This window comes from Asanoa iriomotensis (genome assembly GCF_016862515.1).
Classification (GTDB): Bacteria; Actinomycetota; Actinomycetes; order Mycobacteriales; family Micromonosporaceae; genus Asanoa; species Asanoa iriomotensis.
In genome coordinates this window covers 129,188-147,461 of record NZ_BONC01000004.1, presented here as the reverse complement: position 1 = coordinate 147,461, position 18,274 = coordinate 129,188, and the positions used below count along the sequence as shown (strand labels likewise).

At 69.3% G+C, this 18,274-nt stretch carries 19 protein-coding genes; 11 read left to right on the top strand and 8 right to left on the bottom strand.

Annotated elements, in window-relative coordinates:
• Positions 1-15 precede the first annotated feature (15 nt).
• Genes Air01nite_RS05050 through Air01nite_RS05040 form a run of 3 tightly spaced genes read left to right on the top strand, consistent with a single transcriptional unit; the run spans position 16 to position 2,611 of the window.
• Positions 16-825: an ABC transporter permease gene (locus Air01nite_RS05050; RefSeq protein ID WP_203700611.1), complete on the top strand. Its 810-nt coding sequence runs from the start codon at positions 16-18 to the stop codon at positions 823-825.
• Positions 822-1,793, top strand: coding sequence for an ABC transporter ATP-binding protein (locus tag Air01nite_RS05045; RefSeq protein ID WP_203700610.1), 972 nt, complete (start codon positions 822-824; stop codon positions 1,791-1,793). Before Air01nite_RS05050 ends, Air01nite_RS05045 begins: the two co-directional genes overlap by 4 nt.
• Positions 1,790-2,611: an ABC transporter permease gene (locus tag Air01nite_RS05040; RefSeq protein ID WP_203700609.1), complete on the top strand. Its 822-nt coding sequence runs from the start codon at positions 1,790-1,792 to the stop codon at positions 2,609-2,611. The genes Air01nite_RS05045 and Air01nite_RS05040 overlap by 4 nt, the downstream gene beginning before the upstream one ends.
• A 4-nt stretch (positions 2,612-2,615) precedes the next feature.
• Here Air01nite_RS05040 and Air01nite_RS05035 read toward each other — a convergent pair whose 3' ends face one another.
• Positions 2,616-3,119 carry a nitroreductase family protein gene (locus tag Air01nite_RS05035; RefSeq protein WP_203700608.1) on the bottom strand — a complete coding sequence of 168 codons (504 nt, stop codon included), beginning with the start codon at positions 3,117-3,119 and terminating at the stop codon, positions 2,616-2,618.
• Between the two features lie 77 nt (positions 3,120-3,196).
• Between Air01nite_RS05035 and Air01nite_RS05030 the strand changes: the two genes are divergently transcribed.
• Positions 3,197-3,481 (top strand): hypothetical protein, encoded by a 285-nt coding sequence (locus tag Air01nite_RS05030; protein ID WP_203700607.1) that lies wholly within the window; start codon positions 3,197-3,199, stop codon positions 3,479-3,481.
• On the top strand, positions 3,478-4,008 hold the full coding sequence (locus Air01nite_RS05025; RefSeq protein WP_203700606.1) for a GNAT family N-acetyltransferase: 531 nt from the start codon (positions 3,478-3,480) through the stop codon (positions 4,006-4,008). Before Air01nite_RS05030 ends, Air01nite_RS05025 begins: the two co-directional genes overlap by 4 nt.
• Positions 4,009-4,020: 12 nt before the next feature.
• Here Air01nite_RS05025 and Air01nite_RS05020 read toward each other — a convergent pair whose 3' ends face one another.
• The gene (locus Air01nite_RS05020; RefSeq protein ID WP_203700605.1) at positions 4,021-5,190 is read right to left on the bottom strand and encodes an EAL domain-containing protein; all 1,170 of its coding nucleotides are present in this window, start codon (positions 5,188-5,190) and stop codon (positions 4,021-4,023) included.
• Between the two features lie 721 nt (positions 5,191-5,911).
• Here Air01nite_RS05020 and Air01nite_RS05015 point away from each other — a divergent pair.
• Positions 5,912-6,526 (top strand): chemotaxis protein CheB, encoded by a 615-nt coding sequence (locus tag Air01nite_RS05015; RefSeq protein WP_203700604.1) that lies wholly within the window; start codon positions 5,912-5,914, stop codon positions 6,524-6,526.
• The gene (locus tag Air01nite_RS05010) at positions 6,523-8,358 is read left to right on the top strand and encodes a CheR family methyltransferase (RefSeq protein WP_239090499.1); all 1,836 of its coding nucleotides are present in this window, start codon (positions 6,523-6,525) and stop codon (positions 8,356-8,358) included. Before Air01nite_RS05015 ends, Air01nite_RS05010 begins: the two co-directional genes overlap by 4 nt.
• Positions 8,359-8,512: 154 nt before the next feature.
• On the opposite strand, the gene Air01nite_RS05005 is transcribed toward Air01nite_RS05010, so the two are convergent.
• Together Air01nite_RS05005 and Air01nite_RS05000 are read right to left on the bottom strand one after the other, a co-directional pair.
• Positions 8,513-9,190: a GAF and ANTAR domain-containing protein gene (locus tag Air01nite_RS05005; RefSeq protein ID WP_203700603.1), complete on the bottom strand. Its 678-nt coding sequence runs from the start codon at positions 9,188-9,190 to the stop codon at positions 8,513-8,515.
• Positions 9,191-9,234: 44 nt separating this feature from the next.
• Entirely contained in the window at positions 9,235-10,119 is an 885-nt protein-coding gene (locus Air01nite_RS05000) for a GAF and ANTAR domain-containing protein (protein WP_203700602.1), read from the bottom strand.
• Between the two features lie 230 nt (positions 10,120-10,349).
• Here Air01nite_RS05000 and Air01nite_RS04995 point away from each other — a divergent pair, with 230 nt between their 5' ends.
• The gene (locus Air01nite_RS04995) at positions 10,350-10,559 is read left to right on the top strand and encodes a hypothetical protein (RefSeq protein WP_203700601.1); all 210 of its coding nucleotides are present in this window, start codon (positions 10,350-10,352) and stop codon (positions 10,557-10,559) included.
• A 216-nt stretch (positions 10,560-10,775) separates the two neighbouring features.
• On the opposite strand, the gene Air01nite_RS04990 is transcribed toward Air01nite_RS04995, so the two are convergent.
• Genes Air01nite_RS04990 through Air01nite_RS04975 form a run of 4 tightly spaced genes read right to left on the bottom strand, consistent with a single transcriptional unit; the run spans position 10,776 to position 15,396 of the window.
• Positions 10,776-12,305, bottom strand: coding sequence for a lipopolysaccharide biosynthesis protein (locus Air01nite_RS04990; protein ID WP_203700600.1), 1,530 nt, complete (start codon positions 12,303-12,305; stop codon positions 10,776-10,778).
• Complete coding sequence (locus tag Air01nite_RS04985) at positions 12,306-13,202, bottom strand: glycosyltransferase family 2 protein (RefSeq protein WP_203700599.1); 897 nt, start codon at positions 13,200-13,202, stop codon at positions 12,306-12,308.
• The gene (locus Air01nite_RS04980; RefSeq protein ID WP_203700598.1) at positions 13,202-14,380 is read right to left on the bottom strand and encodes a class I SAM-dependent methyltransferase; all 1,179 of its coding nucleotides are present in this window, start codon (positions 14,378-14,380) and stop codon (positions 13,202-13,204) included. The genes Air01nite_RS04985 and Air01nite_RS04980 overlap by 1 nt, the downstream gene beginning before the upstream one ends.
• The gene (locus Air01nite_RS04975; RefSeq protein WP_203700597.1) at positions 14,368-15,396 is read right to left on the bottom strand and encodes an NAD-dependent epimerase/dehydratase family protein; all 1,029 of its coding nucleotides are present in this window, start codon (positions 15,394-15,396) and stop codon (positions 14,368-14,370) included. Before Air01nite_RS04975 ends, Air01nite_RS04980 begins: the two co-directional genes overlap by 13 nt.
• 195 nt (positions 15,397-15,591) lie before the next feature.
• Here Air01nite_RS04975 and Air01nite_RS04970 point away from each other — a divergent pair, with 195 nt between their 5' ends.
• The 3 genes from Air01nite_RS04970 to Air01nite_RS04960 are packed head-to-tail and all read left to right on the top strand — an operon-like array spanning position 15,592 to position 18,262.
• Entirely contained in the window at positions 15,592-16,821 is a 1,230-nt protein-coding gene (locus Air01nite_RS04970; RefSeq protein WP_203700596.1) for a class I SAM-dependent methyltransferase, read from the top strand.
• Entirely contained in the window at positions 16,821-17,633 is an 813-nt protein-coding gene (locus Air01nite_RS04965) for a glycosyltransferase family protein (RefSeq protein WP_203700595.1), read from the top strand. The genes Air01nite_RS04970 and Air01nite_RS04965 overlap by 1 nt, the downstream gene beginning before the upstream one ends.
• On the top strand, positions 17,633-18,262 hold the full coding sequence (locus tag Air01nite_RS04960) for a PIG-L deacetylase family protein (RefSeq protein WP_203700594.1): 630 nt from the start codon (positions 17,633-17,635) through the stop codon (positions 18,260-18,262). Before Air01nite_RS04965 ends, Air01nite_RS04960 begins: the two co-directional genes overlap by 1 nt.
• Positions 18,263-18,274 lie beyond the last annotated feature (12 nt).

Genomic DNA, 18,274 nt, shown 5'->3' with positions numbered 1-18,274 from the left:
ACCCATGGAGGAACAGTGGCCACCGCCATGCCGACGCTCCGGCGAAACTGGCTGGTCACCATGCGGGCCTACCAGTGGACCTACTTCGTGGGCACGCTGGCCACCGGCATCCTCACGGTCGGGCTGGCCTACCTCGCCTACCACTCCATCGGGGGCGGTCGGGCCGGCGGCGGGTTCGCGGCCGCCGCCGGCACGGCCGACTACCTCGGCTACGTCACGGTCGGCGCGGCCGCCTCGATGTTCACGGTCCGCATGGTGCTCTGGGTGGCCAAGGCGCAGATCACCGAGCAGCGCGAGGGCACCCTGGAGAGCCAGGTGCTGGCGCCCGCGCGCCGCCTCCCGTACCTCGTCGGGGTCGGTCTCCAGTCCCTGACCACGACGGTCGTCGAGGTGGTGGTGATGCTGGCCTTCGCGGTCATGATCGGGGTGCGCCTCCCGGCGCCCGACCCGGTCACCCTGCTCGCCGCGTTCGTGGCCGCCAGCGTGGCCGTCTTCGGGATCTCGGTGCCGCTGTCGGCCATCATGATCACCGCGGGCGAGGCACACATCACCCAGAACACGCTGTTCGTCGCGATGGGCCTGCTGTGCGGTTTCACGTTCCCACCGGCCTACCTGCCCGACCCGCTGCGCTGGCTCGGCGAGGCGCTGCCGGTCACCTCGGCGCTGCGGGCGCTGCGCGCGGCGACGCTCGACCACGCGCCGCTCTCGGCCGCCGCGCCGGACCTGTTGCTCTGCCTCGCCCTCGGCCTGGCCTACCTGATCGTCGGGCTCCGCCTGCTCGGGCCCGCGGAACGCGTCGCCATCCAACGTGGAGGATCAGCGTGATCGTCACGCGCGAGCTGCGCAAGACCTATCCAGCGAAACGGACGCTGTTCCGGCGCTCCGGCGGCACCGAGACCCGCGCGGTCGACGGCCTGTCGCTGTCGATCCCGCCCGGCGCGGTGACCGGCCTGCTCGGCCTCAACGGCGCCGGCAAGACCACCACCATCAAGATCATCGCCACGCTGCTGCATCCGACGACCGGCACCATCACGGTGGACGGGCTCGACGTCGTCCGGGACGCCCGCGCGGTCCGCCGCCGGATCAACCTGATCGCCGGCGGGGAGCGCATGGTGTACGCGCGGCTGACCGGCCGCGAGAATCTCTGGTACTTCGGCCAGCTCTACGACGTCCCCCGCGCCACGCTGCGCGCCCGCATCGACGAGCTGCTCGAGCTGGTCGGCCTGCCCGACGCCGCCGACACCCTCGTGGAGCGCTACTCGCGCGGCATGCGCCAGCGGCTCAGCATCGCCCGCGGCCTGATCAACCAACCCGCGTACCTCCTGCTCGACGAGCCCACCCTCGGCCTGGACGCGCCGATCGCCCGCGACCTGCGCGCGGTGGTGGCCCGGCTCGCCCAGGAGGGCGTGGGCGTGCTGCTCACCTCGCACTACCTGGCCGAGGTCGAGGAGCTGTGCGGCCACGTGTACGTGATCGACCGCGGCCGGCTGGTCGCCGAGGGCAGCCCGACCGCGCTGACCGCGGGCACCCGACTGCCGCACACGGTGGAGCTGACGCTCGCGGAGGCGGCGCCCGCGGTCTCCGTCGCCGTCGGCGCGCTCGGTGCCGAGGTCGAGACCGGGCTGGACGCCGAGGGACGGCCGACGTACGTCCTGCGCAGCCCCGACGACCTGGCCGGCGAGCTGGCCACCGCGGTGGTCCGGGCCGGCGGCGCGATCGTGCGGCTGGAGGTCAACCCGCCGACGCTGGAAGACGCGATCCTCGCCATGGCCGCCCCGGCTCCCGTCTCATGAGCGCCGCACTGCGGGTCTTCGCCGCCGAGGGCCTCAAGCAGCACCGCCGGATCTTCGGCAGCAAGCTCGTCGTGTTCTCGATGCTGCTGTGGCCGGTGCTGACGCTGGCGACCACGTACTACACGGTCCTGCCGGTCACCTCCGCGCCCGGTGCGGCGCAACGGTGGCCGCTGGTCGCCGAACCCGGCCGGCTGCTGGCGTTCCTGGCCGCGGGCGCGCTCGCGTACACCTTCTTCTTCTCGCTCGTGCAGTCCGCCTGGCACTTCTCCTTCGAGCGGGTCAGCGGGACGCTCGAGGCGATGTTCCTGACGCCGGCCAGCCGGATGGCCCTGGTGCTGGCCAACGGATCCAGCGCGCTGGTGCAGAACGCCTGGCTGTTCGGGTGTTTCGGGATCGCCGCCGCGCTCGCCACCGGCAGCCTGCACCTGGCACACCCGGGCATGCTCGCGGTCGCGGCCCTCGCCCTGCTGGTGCCGGCGGTGGCCTGGGGCGCGTTCCTCAACAGCCTGCTCATGTTCAGCCGCGACTCGGCTTTCCTCTACACCCTGCTCGACGATCCACTGTGGTTCGTCGCCGGTGTCCGGCTGCCGTTGTTCGCGCTGCCGGTCTGGGTCAAGGCCATCGGCCTCGCGTTCCCGCTGACCACCAGCCTCACGGTCCTGCGCGGCGCCCTGCTCGACGGCCGGGACACCGGCGAGCTGGCGGGCCACCTCGCGTTTCTGGCGGGCCTGTCGGCGGTGCTGCTGGGCCTGACGGCGGTGCTGCTGCGTGTGGGGGAGCGGCACGCGCAACGAACGGGTTCGCTGCAACTGTTCTGACGGTCTACCAGCGGTCGCGGTGGACGACGTCGTCGAAGGGTCGGCGGTTCGGGCGCTTGAGCGGGCGCAGCGGCCGGTCTGCGGGGTAACCGACCCCCATCATGTAGGCGACCGCGTGGGTGTCCGGAACACCCAGGATCGCGCGGGCCCTGGCCTGGTCGCCGATCGAGGAGTGCCCGGTGCCGATGCCAAGGTCGGCCGCGGCCACCATCATCGCGTAGGTGGCCTGGCCCAGGTCGTAGTAGTCGAGCGCCTGGTTGGGCACCGGCAGCACCAGCGCGATGGCGGCCGCCGCGCCGGCGATGTGGCCCGCCGACTGCCAGACCGTCGCGAGCTCGACCAACCGCTCCCGGTCGGTGACGACGACGAAGTCCCAGTGCTGGCGGTTGGACGCCGACGGCGCCCGCCGGCCCGCCTCCAGGATCCGGGTGAGGTCGGCATCCGACACTTGATCAGCGGTGTACTGGCGCACATTACGCCTGGCACGGATGGCATCCCAGGTCTCCATCAAGCCCAGTCTAGGTCAGCCTTGTCGCTCGCCATCCGTTGTGGTTAGGTGAGCCTAACCAAACCTAGGAGCCCTCGTTGCCCGGAGTAGCGCCACCGACCGTCGAGGGGCGGCTGCGGTGGACCGCGGAGGCGCCCGGGTTCGCCGCGACGGTCGCCTACGTCGGCGGCACGCTCGCCGGCGCCGTGCTGGGGTGCCCGCCACGAGAACGGGTCTCGCTGGCCGTCGCCGAGACCAACACCCGCGTCTGGCGCGCGCTCCAGGCCCTCGGCTTCGCGCGCGTCGGCGACCTCGTGCCGTTCCCCGGCTGGCGTCCACATCGGATGCTCGTGTGCCCGCTTCCGCTGAAGGACACGCGATGACGGCGTACGAGGAGGAGCTCCCGGACCTCGGCACCCTCCAGCTCGTGCCGCTGGACCCGGTCCGCCACCTCGACCTCGTCCACGGGTGGGTGACCCAGCCGCGCGCCGAGTTCTGGGGCATGACCGGCCACTCCAAGGAGCTGGTCCACGAGATCTACGCGTACGTCGACGGCCTGGAGACCCACCACGCCTACCTGATGCTGCTGGCCGGCGAACCGGTCGGCATCTTCCAGACCTACCGACCCGAGGCCGACCCGATCGGTGACCACTACGACGTCCGCGCCGGGGACTTCGGCATCCACCTGTTCCTCGCACCGGCTGAAACACCGAAACCAGGCTTCACGGGTACGGTCGCCGGCGCGCTTCTCCGGTTCGCTTTCGCCCACCCCGGCACGAAACGGATCGTGATCGAACCCGACGTCCGCAACGAGCGCGCGCTGGCTCGCTGGCGCCGTCTCGGCTTCACCTTCGACACCGTGGTCACCACCCCGGACAAGACGGCCCAACTGGCCTTCCTGGACGGTTGAGCCCGGGCGATCTCACCCCGTGCCGCGTCCGGCGCCGATTGTTGCCCGAATCGCTTTCATGCCCACAGGCCGTCCGAAGTGCCAGCCTTGGGCGGAATCGGCGCCGATCGACCGGAGCCACTCCGCCTGAGCGGCGGTCTCGACTCCTTCCACGGTGACGGTCAGCCCGAGCGCGTGCGACAGGGTGATGATCGCTACGAGGATCTCTGCGCCCGCGGGGTCGGGTCCGCCGCCGGGTGGGCAGATGTCCGCGACGAAGCTCCGGTCGACTTTGATCGTCTTGACCGGCAGCCGCCGCAGGTAGGACAGGTTGCTGTATCCCGTTCCGAAGTCATCGATCGCGACAGTTACTCCGAGGCGGACGAGATCGTCGAGCGTGGCGAGGGACGGCCCGTATGGGCGGACAACCGCTCCTTCAACGATCTCCAGGTGGAGGTGGGAGGCCGGTAGACCGGTCTCACCAAGTAGCGTGGCGATCTCACGGACCAGGCCGGAGTCCTGCAGGTGGCCGGCGGTGATATTGACGCTCACGAACGGCGGATCCGGTGTCGCACGCAGCCAACGCGCGGCCTCGCTGGTCGCTTCCGCCAGAACCGCCTGGTCCAGCCGAGTGATAACGCCGATTTCCTCTGCTAGTGCAAGGAACTGGTCCGGCTGGAGCAGACCCAACCGTGGGTGCTGCCACCGCACAAGCGCCTCCACTCCTATCATCTGGCGGTCGGACAACGAGACGATCGGCTGGTATTCGACGCGGAGCTGACCTCTGTCGATGGCGGTCCGCAGCTCTGCCGCCAACGCGTCCGGCGCCGGATCGGCATCGTCGCCGCGGTCGCGACGAGCGGATGGCTCCAGGGCGTCGCGATCGGTCGCGATCGCCAGCCGGTCGCTGAACAAGGGGGAAGGCGTATCGCTCGCCGACGGCTGGCGCGTCGCGTCCCACGCGGACGCCCGCAGCCTGGCGAGGTGCGACGCCTGTATCCCCTCGGCGGCGAGGTGACGCCGCTCCGTCTCACGGTTGGCCGCGGCTGCCCGTTGGTGGAGGTCACGTAGCTGGACCGGCCCGGCGGTGGCCAACTGCTCGTGCCGTGCCGCGAGGTGCGCTGCGCGCCTGGCCCGACCACGCTCCGCGGATACCTCAAGACGCGCCCGATCCATTCGATCGAGCGGTGTCACGACTTCCACCACTCCGACCATACCCGCACAAACCAGCTCCCAACCGGTCGGCGACGGTGTTCGTGCCGCGGTGCGACTATCGCCCGTTGCGACGTCCGATGGGCCGAAAGAGCACTTCCGAGCGACACGGCCGCTCGCTAAGCTCCACCCGAGTCGCCCAGGACCCCGGCGTATGCAGCCGCATGTGCGCGCAGGGGGTGGTCCGGGTGCGGCCGAGAGCATGGTTGCGTGGACGAAGCGTTGTCGGTGACGTCCTGGTCAACGAGGCATTCTTGGACGGCGATGTCCCGCGGCTGGGCGCCGTCTGCTACGAGTCAGCGTTGGAAGTCGGTCTCAGCGGCGATCGGGCGCTGAGGTTCGCGGTCGCGATCGTCCAGGCTCTTAACCAAGCGATCCAGCGCGGCGGGCCCGCACGAGTCCTTTCCGTCCTGCACGATAACGGTGGCCAGCTCATCGCTGAGATCTCCGACGGATGTGATGGCATCGAGTTGGCCCGGCCGACCGCATCGCGTGAGCCAATGATCAATGGCGGGCTATCGTTGACACGACAACTCGTTGACGAGATGACTGTCCGACCAGGGCAATTCGGAATCACACTGCGCCTTGTGATGACTGTGGGCGCCCGGGACAGAGAAACGTAAACCGGTCCGGCCGTCCTCCGGGCGCTCACACAACGCGAGCATAAGATGCTGCTGGGATTGTCCGAACTATCCGGGGACGGAGGGACGACGTGGCTGATGACGTCCCCGGCGCCAGCAGCGGTGCGGGCGAGCGCTACGCGGTCGTCGCGTTGGCGGCCTCGGCCGGCGGGATCACGGCGCTGGGCAAGGTCCTCGGCGAGCTGCCGGCAGGATTCGGAGTACCCGTCCTGGTGGTGCAGCATCTGGATCCCCGGCACGAGACGGTCATCGCCGAGGTGCTGGCGCGACGGACCGCGTTGCATGTGAAGCTGGCGGAGGCCGATGAGCATCTGCGACCCGGGACCGTTTATGTGGCGCCGCCTAACCGGCACCTGCTTGCGGGGCCGTGGGGCGTGGTCAGCCTCGCCAGCACCGAGCTGGTCCATTTTGTCCGCCCGTCCGCGGATCTGCTGTTCGAATCGGTTGCCGGTGCGTACGGCTCGCGTGCCATCGCGTGTGTACTGACCGGGACCGGTCGGGACGGTGCGATGGGTGTTGCGGCCGTGAAGTCCCGCGGCGGCACCGTGATCGTGCAGGACCCCGCTTCGGCGGAGTTCGCCGGCATGCCGGAGGCGGCCCTGACGGCGAACCCCGTCGACTTCGTGCTGCCGATCGACGAGATCGGTCTCGTCATCCGCGGCCTGATCGAAGCGAGGGCCAAGTGACGCCACGCATGTCTGCGGAAATCCGCGAACCGGGCCTCGACGAACTGTTGATCTTTATTCGCGATGCGCGGGGATTCGATTTCACCGGCTACAAGCGATCGTCAGTGGCTCGGCGTATCAGCAAACGTATGAACGACATCGCCGTCGCGAACTACGTCGACTACAGGGACGTGCTCGAGACCGACGCCGCCGAGTTCTCCGCCCTGTTCAACACAATCCTGATCAACGTCACCAGCTTCTTCCGGGACCCCGACTGTTGGGCCGAGGTACGTGAGCAGATCATCCCGGAGTTGCTCGAGGCACGTCCGGACGGCCAGATCCGGGTATGGAGCGCCGGGTGCTCCACCGGGGAGGAGCCCTACACGCTGGCGATCCTCTTCGCCGAGATCCTCGGCGAAGACGAGTTTGCCAACCGAGTGAAGATCTACGGGACGGACGTCGACGAGGACGCCCTGCGTGAGGCACGCAGCGGCACATACCCGGCCACGTCTCTCGCGCCGGTCCCCGCCGACCTGCGAGAACGGTACTTCGCGTCCGATGGCGAGCAGTACACCGTCAACAACGACCTGCGTGGCCGGGTCATCTTCGGGCGGCACGACATCACCCGCGACGCGCCGATCTCCCGGCTCGACATGCTGGTCTGCCGCAACACCCTGATGTACTTCAACGTCGAAACACAAAAGCAGATCATCGACCGGTACCATTTCGCGCTTCGTGATGGCGGCTACCTTTTCCTCGGCAAGGCCGAGATGCTGTTGACCGACAGCAACCGGTTCGAAGTCGCCAATCTGCGGCGACGCCTCTTCCGTCGCCGGGCAGGCGATACCGCCCAGACCCCTCCCGCGCTGCCACCCATCCAGACGCCGATCCAGTCCGAGCTGCGAGAGGTGGCGCGCCGACGCCGGCTGCGTGACCTGACCATCGAGGCGGCGCCGAACGCGGTCGTCCTGGTCGATGTCGACGGAACGGTATCCATGTTCAACGACCTGGCCCGCGACATGTTCGGACTCGCCGCAACCGACCTGAACCGCCCCTTCCAGGACCTCGAACTGTCGCACCAGCCAGTCGACCTGCGACCCATGATCGAGCAAGCAGAAGCCGAGAGACGTCACCTACGGGTGACCGCCGCCGAGCGCCACCTGACGAATGGCAGCGTCGAGTACATCGACGTTCTGCTCCAACCGTTGTTCGACGACGACAAGCGGAAGGTCGGGACGGCGTTGACGTTCGTCGACACGACGACGGCGAGCAAGCTGCAGAACGAACTCCAACGCACGCGGCAGGACCTGCAGAAGGCATACGAGTCGCTCCAGTCGACCAACGAAGAACTCCAGGCCAGCATCGAGGAGCTCGAGACCACCAACGAAGAGCTCCAGTCGACCAACGAGGAACTGGAGACCACCAACGAAGAACTCGAATCCGGCAACGAAGAACTCGAGACGATGAACGAGGAGTTGCGCATCCGCAGGGGCGAGCTCGACGAGGCACGCACCTTCCTGTCGGGCGTCCTGTCGAGCATCGTCGCCGGCGTCGTCGTCCTCGACTCCCAATTGCGGGTGCGAAGCTGGAACCGCGGCGCCGAGGAGCTCTGGGGCCTACGCAGCCACGAAGTCAGCCAGCAACCCTTCTTCAGCCTGGACTTCGGCCTGGCAGTCAGCCACCTCCGCGCGATCGTCGAGCAGTGCCGCACGTCGAGACAGCGCACCGGACCTGTCGAACTGGCCGCCGTCAACCGGATCGGCCGCAAGATCACATGCTCGGTCGCCTGCTCGCCCCTCGACGACCACGGTGAAGGCGTTGTCCTGCTTATGGAGCAACTCCACCGCTCGTAGAGCACCACGGCGAGGCTTCCCGTATGGAGTGGCACCGCACGTACCGCCGAGGTCTGGGGCGGCGACGTACTTCCAATTCCAGGTGATGGGAGCACCGTTGAGTGGGCCAACGATAGTCCGAGGACAACGGGACGGGAAGAGACTCTGTTTCGGCTCAGCTGATCGTGAGGTCGCCCTTGGCGACTTCCGCGGCGACCTCGTGCAGGTTGCGGTTGTTCGACCGGGCGTGGGCGCGGAGTAGGACGAATGCCGCGTCGACCGTGATCCTCAGCCGCCCGGCCAGCACTCCTTTGGCTTGTTCGATCACGATCCGTGAGCTGAGGGCTGTCCTGAGTTGGGTTGCGGTGCGTCGGTGTTGCTGGATGGTGCGCTGGTTCAGCAGTCCCACAGTCGCCGCCTCGGTCAGCGCCTGCGCGAGCTGGAGTGTGTCGTCGCGGAGGTGGTACTCGCGGTTGCCGAGCAGAGTGAGCACTCCGACGGTCCTGTCTCGACGTCGCATGGGAAGCGTGTAGAGAGCGGCGATCCCGGCTTGGTCGGCGGCTCTTGCCAGGCCCGGCCAGCGCACGGCCAGCGCCGAGTTTGTGGGGTATGAGGCGGGAACGCCGGCAGCGTGGCACACCACACCCGGGCCGTCCCCGTCGGCGAGTTCGATGCCAGCCAGCAATCCGGCCGGTTCGCCCTCATGCGCTGCCGCCTCGAGCCGCCCATCTCGGTCCGCGAGCAGTACGCCAACAGCGGTCACGTCGAGCACGGCCACGCACCCGGCGACAAACGCAGAGAGGAACTCGTCGAAATTTCCGTCGACCGTGTCGACGAGCTCGACAAGAAACATCTGTGCCTCGCGAGCCTCTGCTGACCTGCTCGGTGCGGGCGTTGTCATGGCAGCCTCAGTCTCTGGTCGAGGATGTCTGCTGCGATCGACTCGAGGGGACGCTCGTCGGCAAATGCTCGTGCTCTGATCAGCGCGAGTGCATCGGGGATGGCGCAACCATTTTGGACAGACACGAGCCCGGCGGCCTGATGAATGATGGCCCTGTGATCGCCATCTGCGAACGGAAAAGAGCCGGGCGTAGATTTGGTGTCGTTATCAGACAAAAGCATATATGCGACGATATCGGCAATCATGTGCAGACTGTCGAGGTCGCCGATCGTCCGATTCGGAGCCAGACCAAAGAGTGTCAGTGCTCCGATCGGTGTGCCGCGAACCGGGAGGATCGGTACGGCGGCGACCGAGTGGATGCCGAGCCCGCCGACAGCTGATCCATAGGCCGGCCACCGTCGGCGCAAGGCATCCCCGGCCGCACGGACGGCACGGTCCCCGGTCGCGGCCTCTCGTGCGGGACCTTCGCCGAGGGCGAACTCAGCGTCCTGGGCGGCCTTGGCGGTGTCGTCAGAGGCAATAGTGAGGGTCTCGACCAGTCCCGGCCCGAAAACAGCGACGGTGGCGCTGTCGGCACCAGCGGTTTCGGCAACGCCGACCATCAATCCGGGCAATGCCTTGTGGCGCCTAGACCCGTCGGCCCACGTTTTCAGTCGATCCGCGTGGGCCACATGCATCGCGGCGGCGGCCAGGTGCAGCCGTTGCGCGCGACGGTGCATACTCGCCATCCTGGCGTGAAGCGTCTGCATATGGGGTTCCGCAAACACCTGCCGCTCATGGCGCTGGGCAATTCCGGCTGAACGATCGGCCCGGCGACGTTCCCGGTCCGCACGAGCCAGCGCGTCCTGCATCGCACGCGTGGCCTCGGCGGGCACCGTCATGCCTGAAGGGTACGCGCGCAGAAAGCCCGCAGGGCTCACACTCTTGGGTGCGGTCGTCGCGCTAATGCCTGATGGTATTGTCAACCAGTACGGATCGTCACGTCCCACATCGGCAACCCCGGACCCCGGTTGTCCTCGCATCGGACATGCATCTCGAATCCCCGAGTCATGTCCATCCGCACGTTGGGTGAGGAAGAGCTTACCGGCCGGGCCTCTTGGGAGTGCTGACTATGGCGACCGTCCGACAGCCAGCGCAGTCGCTGGAGATCCTCGTCGTGCCGCGCGAACCGACGGGTGTGCTGATAACCGTCAGTGGGAACCTTGACGCACTCAACGTTGACTATCTCACTGGGCGGATCCGTGAGCTGCTGTCCTCCATGGACCTGGCCTCGATCTTCCCAGCTCCCGAGTACCGCCTGGCGTCGGAACCCGGCAGTTGACCACAGCCCACCTGACCATGGCGCTGCGATGCTGTCGGCGACGAAACCCATCTCCTCGTCGGCGGGCGACTACACCGCGCTCGGGGAACGCGTCAGGGTCTTCGACGCTCACCAGCACTTCCTGAGCGTACCCGGCGGCCGTTCCAACGTGGATCTTCGACCTGGCGATCTCGCCGCGCACCGCTTCCTTGCGTGCCGGTGCCCGGGCCGACGCGGTCAGGCCGCGTGCCGGCCCGCCCGTGGGTGGCTCAGCGGGATCCATGCCAGCCGGCCACCTAGCTTCTTGCGCACCAACATCCGCAGCCGCCGGTCCGTCACCCAGAGCAGGGCGCCTGCGACCACGCCCGCCACCGCGGCGTAGCAGAACATCGCCAGCAGGGGCGGCTCGATCGAGACCCGCAGCACGGAGAACAGCCACGGCACCGCGGCCGCCGCGCCGCCCGCCAGGACGGCCGGGATCGTCGGCGCCAGGAAGCGTGGGATCGAGCCGCCCACCGTGCGGGAGACCGTCACCCAGATCGAGGCGGCGTTCATGACGATCTGCATGGCGATCGCGGCCAGTGCGATCGCGGTCGCCTGCGTCGCCGCCGACGAGCCGTGCAGCAGCGTGCCGACCCCGGCGAAGACCACGACGCCCAGGATCCCGCGGGTCCACAGGATGGCCGCCAGCTTGGCCGGCTGGCCGATCGCCTGCAGGGCCGGGCCGAGCAGCACGCCGTACGCGTTCAGCGCACCGTAGAGGCAGAGCAGCGCGAGCGGCACCTCCGTGCCGGCCCACTGCGGGCCGAGGAACTCCACCAGCGGCCCGGCCGCCGCCACCAGGACGCCGAGCAGCGGCAGCCCCGTCAGCGCGCCCAGGTGTTGCAGCGTGGTCAGATGCCGGATGAACGCCGCCCGGTCGTTCTGCAACCGGGACAGCGACGGCAGCGCCACCTGCTGCAGCGACCGCACGGTCACGTCGACCAGCATGTCCGGCAGCCGCGCCGCGAGCCGGTAGATGCCGGTCGCGACCGGGCCGAAGAACAGGCCCGTGAAGATGATGTCCGACTTCGAGCTCAGCATCGAGCCGAGGCCGGCGTTCGCGGAGTGCATCGAGAACTTCCACAAGTCGCGGATCGCGCCGAGCCGCATCGACCCCGACGGGCGCCACGGACACACCGTCCAGAGCACCACCAGGCCGACGAACGCGTTCACCAGCGACTGCGCGACCAGCGCCCAGACGCCCGCGCCGAGCACGGCCAGCACCACGCCGACCACGCCGCTGACCACGGATGCCGACAGCGTGCGCACCGCGACCGACTTGAACTGGAGCTCCCGCCGCAGCACCGCCTCCGGGACGATGGTCAGCGCCTGCATCAGCACCAGCGGCGAGAGCGCCAGGCAGACGACCGTGAGCTGCGGCTCGCGGTTGACCAGCGCCCAGACCGGGCTGAGTGCGGCCGCGGCACCGCCGACCACGAAGCCCGAGATGACCATCACGCCGAACGCCGCGTCGAGGTGCTCGGGGGTCAGCTTGTCGCGCTGCACGATCGCCGAGACGAGACCCTGCTGGAGGATCGTCTGCGCGACCGTGATGAACACGGTGGCCATCGCGACGATGCCGAACTCGCTCGGGCCGAGCAGCTTCGCCAGCATGAACGTGACCAGCACGGTCGAGCCGATCCGGCCGCCGGTGAGCACGTACGACCAGCCGATCGCGCTGCCGACGCCCGGTTTCTCGGCGACGGCTGGCGGTGCCGCGACCACCTAAGCGCCGCTCTCGGTGAGGGCCGGCATCGGCTTGCCCGTCAGGCGCCGGCGCAGCGCGCCGAGCCGCACCCGGCCCCGCCGCGCGAACCACGTGCCCAGGAACGCGGCCGAGTTGGTCAACCCGCCGGGATGCCCGCGCAGCACGCGTACCGTCTGGCGCAGCATGTTGGTCCGTGGCGACCGTGCCGCCTTCTTGGCGCCGTCCGGTGCGAACCAGGACGTCGCGGACGCGGCGCTGTTGCCCGCCTGCCGGGTCGACGCGCCGTGCACCCGGCGCAGGAAGAGCTGCTCCGGCACCTCGTGCACCTCGCCGAGCGCGGCGATCTCGGCCATCAGCGTGTAGTCCGACGACAGGAACGGCCGGATCAGCCCAGTCTGCCGGAGCGCGGACGTGCGGAACACGCCGAAGTGCGCGTGGCACAGGCTGATGTTGTTGGCCAGCACCGACAGCCGCTTCCAGGCCCGCGGGTCGCGCAGGTCGAGCTTGTCGGCATAGGGCCCGACGATCTCGCCGTCCTCGTCGATCAAGACCGTTTTCGGGTACGCGAGCACCGCGCGCGGCCCGGCGGCGTCCAGCGCGGCGACGCAGGCGCTGACGAACCCGGGCCGGCAAATGTCGTCGTACGCCGCCCACTTGAACAGGTCGCCCGACGCCAGCTCGACGACCTTGGCGAAGTTGGCGTGCCCGCCGAGGTTGCGCTCGTTGCGCCACAGCCGGATCCGCGGGTCGGCGACGGCGTACCGCTGGCAGATCTCCCAGGTCTCGTCCGTCGACGCGTTGTCGCTGATGACGATCTCGAAGTCGGGATGGTCCTGCGCGCGCAGCGCGTCGAGCGCCACCGGCAGGTAGCGCGCCGCGTTGTAGACCGGCACGCCGATGGTGACCCGGGGCATCACGCCACCAGCAGCTCGGCGTCGACGCCGAGGTCGCGCAGCGCGTTGCCGATCTCGCCGCGATATGCCGGGTTGGTGATGATGACGGTGCGTGTGCCCAGCCCGGCCAACGTTTCCGGCGCGGTGACCTCGTGTCCCGTCACGGGCAGGAACCTACCCCACTTGCGGGCGTTGACGTCGACCACGGCCGCCAGCTTGCCGTCGGGGTCGGCGAGGTGCAGGAACTGCACGCCGCGCGAGCCCGCGCCCCAGAGCACCGGCCGGTCGCCGGCGGCGATCCGGTCGGCGATCAGCGTGCGCCATTTGTCGCGTTCGGCGAAATGCCGGGCGGCGAACCCGCGGATCGCTTCGAGCTGCTGCGACACCGCGTCGGCGCCCGGCAGCGGTGCGGTCGAGGCGGGCGGGCCGGACACGTTGGCCGAGAACTCCACGAACCGGAACATGCCCTGGAACAGCGGCCCGGTGTCCTCGACCCGCCAGCCGGCCCGCTCGACGATCCGGCGCAGCGAGTAGGCGTCGAAGTACGAGACGTGCGGGTAGATGACCTCCCAGCCCGCGGTGGCCATGTCGTAGCAGGCGTCCGGCACCTCGATGTAGCCGCGCACGGGGCGGTCACCTGCCAACGCGCGCAGGGTCACCAGGAACTCGTGCGGGTCGTCGATGTGCTCGAACCAGTGCCGGGAGGTGACGAAGTCGAACTCGGGCGTCGCGGCGTCGAGCGGAGCATGTCCACTGTAGAACGTGGCGCCGGACGGGTCCGGGCCGGTCGGGCCGGCGTACATGGCGTCGTAGCCGATGCCCTTGGCGCCCGCGACGTGGCACAGCTCGCGCAGGAACTCGCCCTGCCCGCAGCCGATGTCGAGCACCGTCGCGCCGCGCAGCGGGTAGCGCTCGGTCAGGTGCTTGACCAGCTCCGCGGAGAACGACTGGAAGGCCGGCGAGTGGTGCAGGTTGGTGTCCATCGTCGTGTCGTAGTGCAGCAGTTCCGGCTCGAAGGCCACGTTCCGCACGTACGCGCACGACGGGCAGTAGGACAGCGCCATCCGGCCGAGCGGCGAGGCGAGCGCCTCGTCCCGGCTGGCCCAGTGCACGCCGCAGAACACGGGGATCGTGCCCAAATCGGCGAACGGCACCAGCTCGCCGGCGCCGCAGGCGTGGCAGCGGGTCACGACGTCCACCGGAGCTGCTCGTCGATCCTGCCCGCGGCCAGCAGGGCCCGGATCTTCTTGAGCCGCTGGTGCCCCTCGCCCATGAACTGCTCGATGGTCAGGCCGTGCCGCCGGTATTCCTCGACGAGCTGTTCGACGCCCTTGCGGACCGTCCACGCCGGACGGAAGCCGGGCACCTCGGCGGCGATCCGGTCGCAGCTGACCCGGTAGTTGCGCGAGTCGGCGGAGGCGCCGCCGGCGAACGTGACGGTCGAGCCGGTGACCACGTCGCGGACGATCTCGGCGACGTCGCGGATGAGGTAGTTCTCGGTGGTCTGGCCGACGTTGTAGGCCCGGTTGTGCACGACCTCGCGCGGCGCCTCCAGCAGCGCCAGGAACGCGGCCGAGATGTCCTCGATGTGCACCAGCGGGCGCCAGGCGGTGCCGTCGGAGAGCAGCCGCACCTCGCCGGTGAGCAGCGCGTGCGCGGTCAGGTCGTTGACCACCAGGTCGCCGCGCAGCCGCGGGGAGAAGCCGTACGCGGTGGCGTTGCGCAGGTAGACCGGCGAGAAGTCGTCGTCGGCCAGTTCAGCCAGGCCCTGCTCGGAGAGGATCTTGGACTCGCCGTACGGGGTGACGGGCGCGAAGCCGGCGTCCTCGTCGAGCGGGCGGTCGTCGAGGCCGGCACCGTAGAGCGAGCACGACGACGAGAACAGGAACCGCTGGACGCCCGCCGCCTTGGCCGCCTTGGCCAGCCGCACCGTCGACCGGTGGTTGATGTCGTAGGTGAGATCCGGGTTCAGGTTGCCGATCGGGTCGTTGCACAGCGCCGCCAGGTGCAGCACCGCGTCGAAGCCGCGCAGGTGCTCGGGCTCGACGTCGCGCAGGTCGACGCGGAGCGCCGGCACCGCAGGCGGCGGCGGGCCGAGCACGCCGTCGGCGTACAGGCTGATGTCGAGGCCGGTGACGTCGTGTCCCGCGGCCCGCAGCAGCGGCACCAGAACGCCGCCGATGTATCCGTCGTGGCCGGTCACGAGTGTGCGCATGGTGAAGCTCCGCAGCGTTGTCCGGGGTGAGACCCGCGAGTCTACGGACGCCGTGTTACGGGGAGCGGGACTAGTGTCGGACTTCTTACTCCACGCCCCATGGCGAAGCGCCACCTGGCTAGCGTTTCGCCGGGCGCGGGCCGGGGCCGACCGTTCGCGCTGACTGGTGTTTGCTCGAATTCGGGGTACGTGCGCATGACAACAGCCGTATGTCGCCTTTGTGCGGCGGAGTTGACCGAGACCTTCGTCGACCTGGGCATGTCCCCACTGTGCGAGAGCTACTTGCCAGCGGCGCGGCTCGACAGCGCCGAGACGTTCTACCCGCTGCACGTGCGGCTCTGCCCGAGCTGCCTGTTGGTGCAGTTGCCCGCATATGTCGCGGGCGAGGACATCTTCTCCGATTACGCCTACTTCTCCTCGTACTCGGACTCGTGGGTGGCGCACGCCAAGCGCTACGCCGACACGATGGCCGAGCAGCTGGGCCTCGGGCCGGAGAGCCTGGTCACCGAGGTGGCCAGCAACGACGGCTACCTGCTGCAGCACTTCGTCGCCCGCGGCATCCCGGTGCTCGGGGTCGAGCCGGCCGCCAACATCGCCGAGGTCGCGCGCGGCAAGGGGATCCGGACCGCCAACGAGTTCCTCGGCGCGGAGACGGGCGCGGCGCTGGCCGCGGAATACGGCCGGGCCGACCTGGTCGCCGGCAACAACGTCTACGCACACGTGCCAAACCTCGTCGGGTTCACCGCCGGGCTGGCCGCGCTGGTCAAGCCCGAGGGCCTGGTGACGCTGGAGTTCCCGCACCTGCTGCGGCTGATCGAGCGGCGCCAGTACGACACGATCTACCACGAGCACTACCAGTATCTTTCGCTGCTCACCGCGCAGCGCGCGCTGGCCACCGCCGGCCTGGTCGTGGTCGACGTCGAGGAGCTGTCCACGCACGGTGGGTCATTGCGCGTGCACGCCCGGCACGGCGCCGCCGCGGGCGAGTCGTCCAGCAACGTCAAGTCGGTGCTCGAGGCCGAGGCGGAGGCCGGGCTGCACACCGTCGAGGGCCACAAGGGCTTCGCCGAGGCGGTCTTCGACATCAAGCGGGACCTGCTCGAGTTCCTCATCGGCGCGCGGGCCGAGGGCAAGCGGGTCGTCGGCTACGGCGCCCCCGGCAAGGGCAACACGCTGCTCAACCACTGCGGCATCCGGTCGGACCTGCTCGAATACACGGTCGACCGCAGCCCGCACAAGCAGGGCATGTTCCTGCCGGGCACGCACATCCCGATCCACGCGCCGGAGCGGATCGCCCAGGACCGCCCGGACTACGTGCTGGTGCTGCCGTGGAACCTGCGCACCGAGATCGCGGCTCAGCTCTCCTACGTGCGAGAGTGGGGCGGCCGGCTGGTCTTCCCGATCCCGGACCTCGAGGTGGTGTGATGAAGGTCGTCCTGTTCTGCGGCGGCCTCGGCATGCGGATGCGGGAGGACGCACAGTCCGCGCCCAAGCCGATGGCCATGATCGGTGACCGTCCGCTGCTCTGGCACGTCATGCGCTACTACGCGCACTTCGGGCACACCGACTTCGTGCTCTGCCTCGGGTACGGCGCCGCCGCGGTCAAGGACTACTTCCTGCACTACGACGAGACGCTCTCCAACGACTTCACGCTCGCGATGAGCGACCGCGACCTGCACCTGTTCTCGTCGGACATCACCGACTGGAACATCACGTTCATCGACACCGGGCTCAACTCGACGATCGGCGAACGGCTGATGCGGGTCCGGCCGCACGTCGAGAACGAGCCGATGTTCCTGGCCAACTACGCCGACACGCTGACCAACGCGCCGCTGGACGAGATGATCCGGCGGTTCGAGGCGAGCGCGGCGGTGGCCAGCCTGCTGGCCGTGCCGGTGCAGTCGACGCACCACGTGCTCGACATCGCCGACGGTGACCGGGTGACCGGCATCACGCCGATGCGCGAGCTGACGCAGTGGGAGAACGGCGGCTACTTCGTCCTCCGCCCGGAGATCTTCGAGCACATGCGCGAGGGCGAGGAGCTGGTCCCGGACGCGCTGGAGCGGCTGATGCCCGAGCGGGTCATCGCCCAGCGCTACAAGGGTTTCTGGCGCGCGGCGGACACCTTCAAGGACCGGGCCGAGCTGGAGCAGCTCTACTACTCGGCGCGCTGCCCGTGGATGCTCTGGGACACCAACCGCACGGGCGGCTCGCTCGCGCCGGCGCTGATCTCCTGATGCTTCCCTTCGCGCTGCCGGGCGTCCGGCGGGTCGCCCTCTTCGGAGCCCACCCTGACGACATCGAGATCGGTGCCGGCGGGCTGCTGCTCTCCCTGGCCTCCCCCGGCCTGTCGGTCAGCTACACGTTGCTCAGCGGCACACCGGAGCGGCAGGCGGAGGCCCGGGCCGCCGCGGCGGCCTTCCTGCCCGGCGCCGACATCACGTTCGCGCTGCACGACCTGCCCGACGGGCGGGCGCCCGCGCACTGGGAGCGGGCCAAGTCGGCGGTCCAGGCGGCGGCTCTCGGCGGGGCCGACCTGGTGGTCGCGCCGGCCAGGGACGATGCGCACCAGGACCACCGGCTGCTGGCCGAGCTCGTGCCGACGGCCTTCCGGGACGCGGTCGTGCTGCACTACGAGATCCCGAAGTGGGACGGGGATCTGGGGCGGCGTAACGTCTACGTGCCGTTGCCGGACGCGCGCGCCCGCCGCAAGGTGGAGCTGCTGCACACCCATTTCCCGTCACAGAAGGACCGCGACTGGTGGGACGACGAGGTCTTCCTCGGCCTGGCCCGGTTGCGCGGTATGGAGTGCCGGTCGCGTTATGCCGAGGCGTACACCTGTGAGAAGGCGGTGATGTCGCTGTGAGCGTGGCGGCGT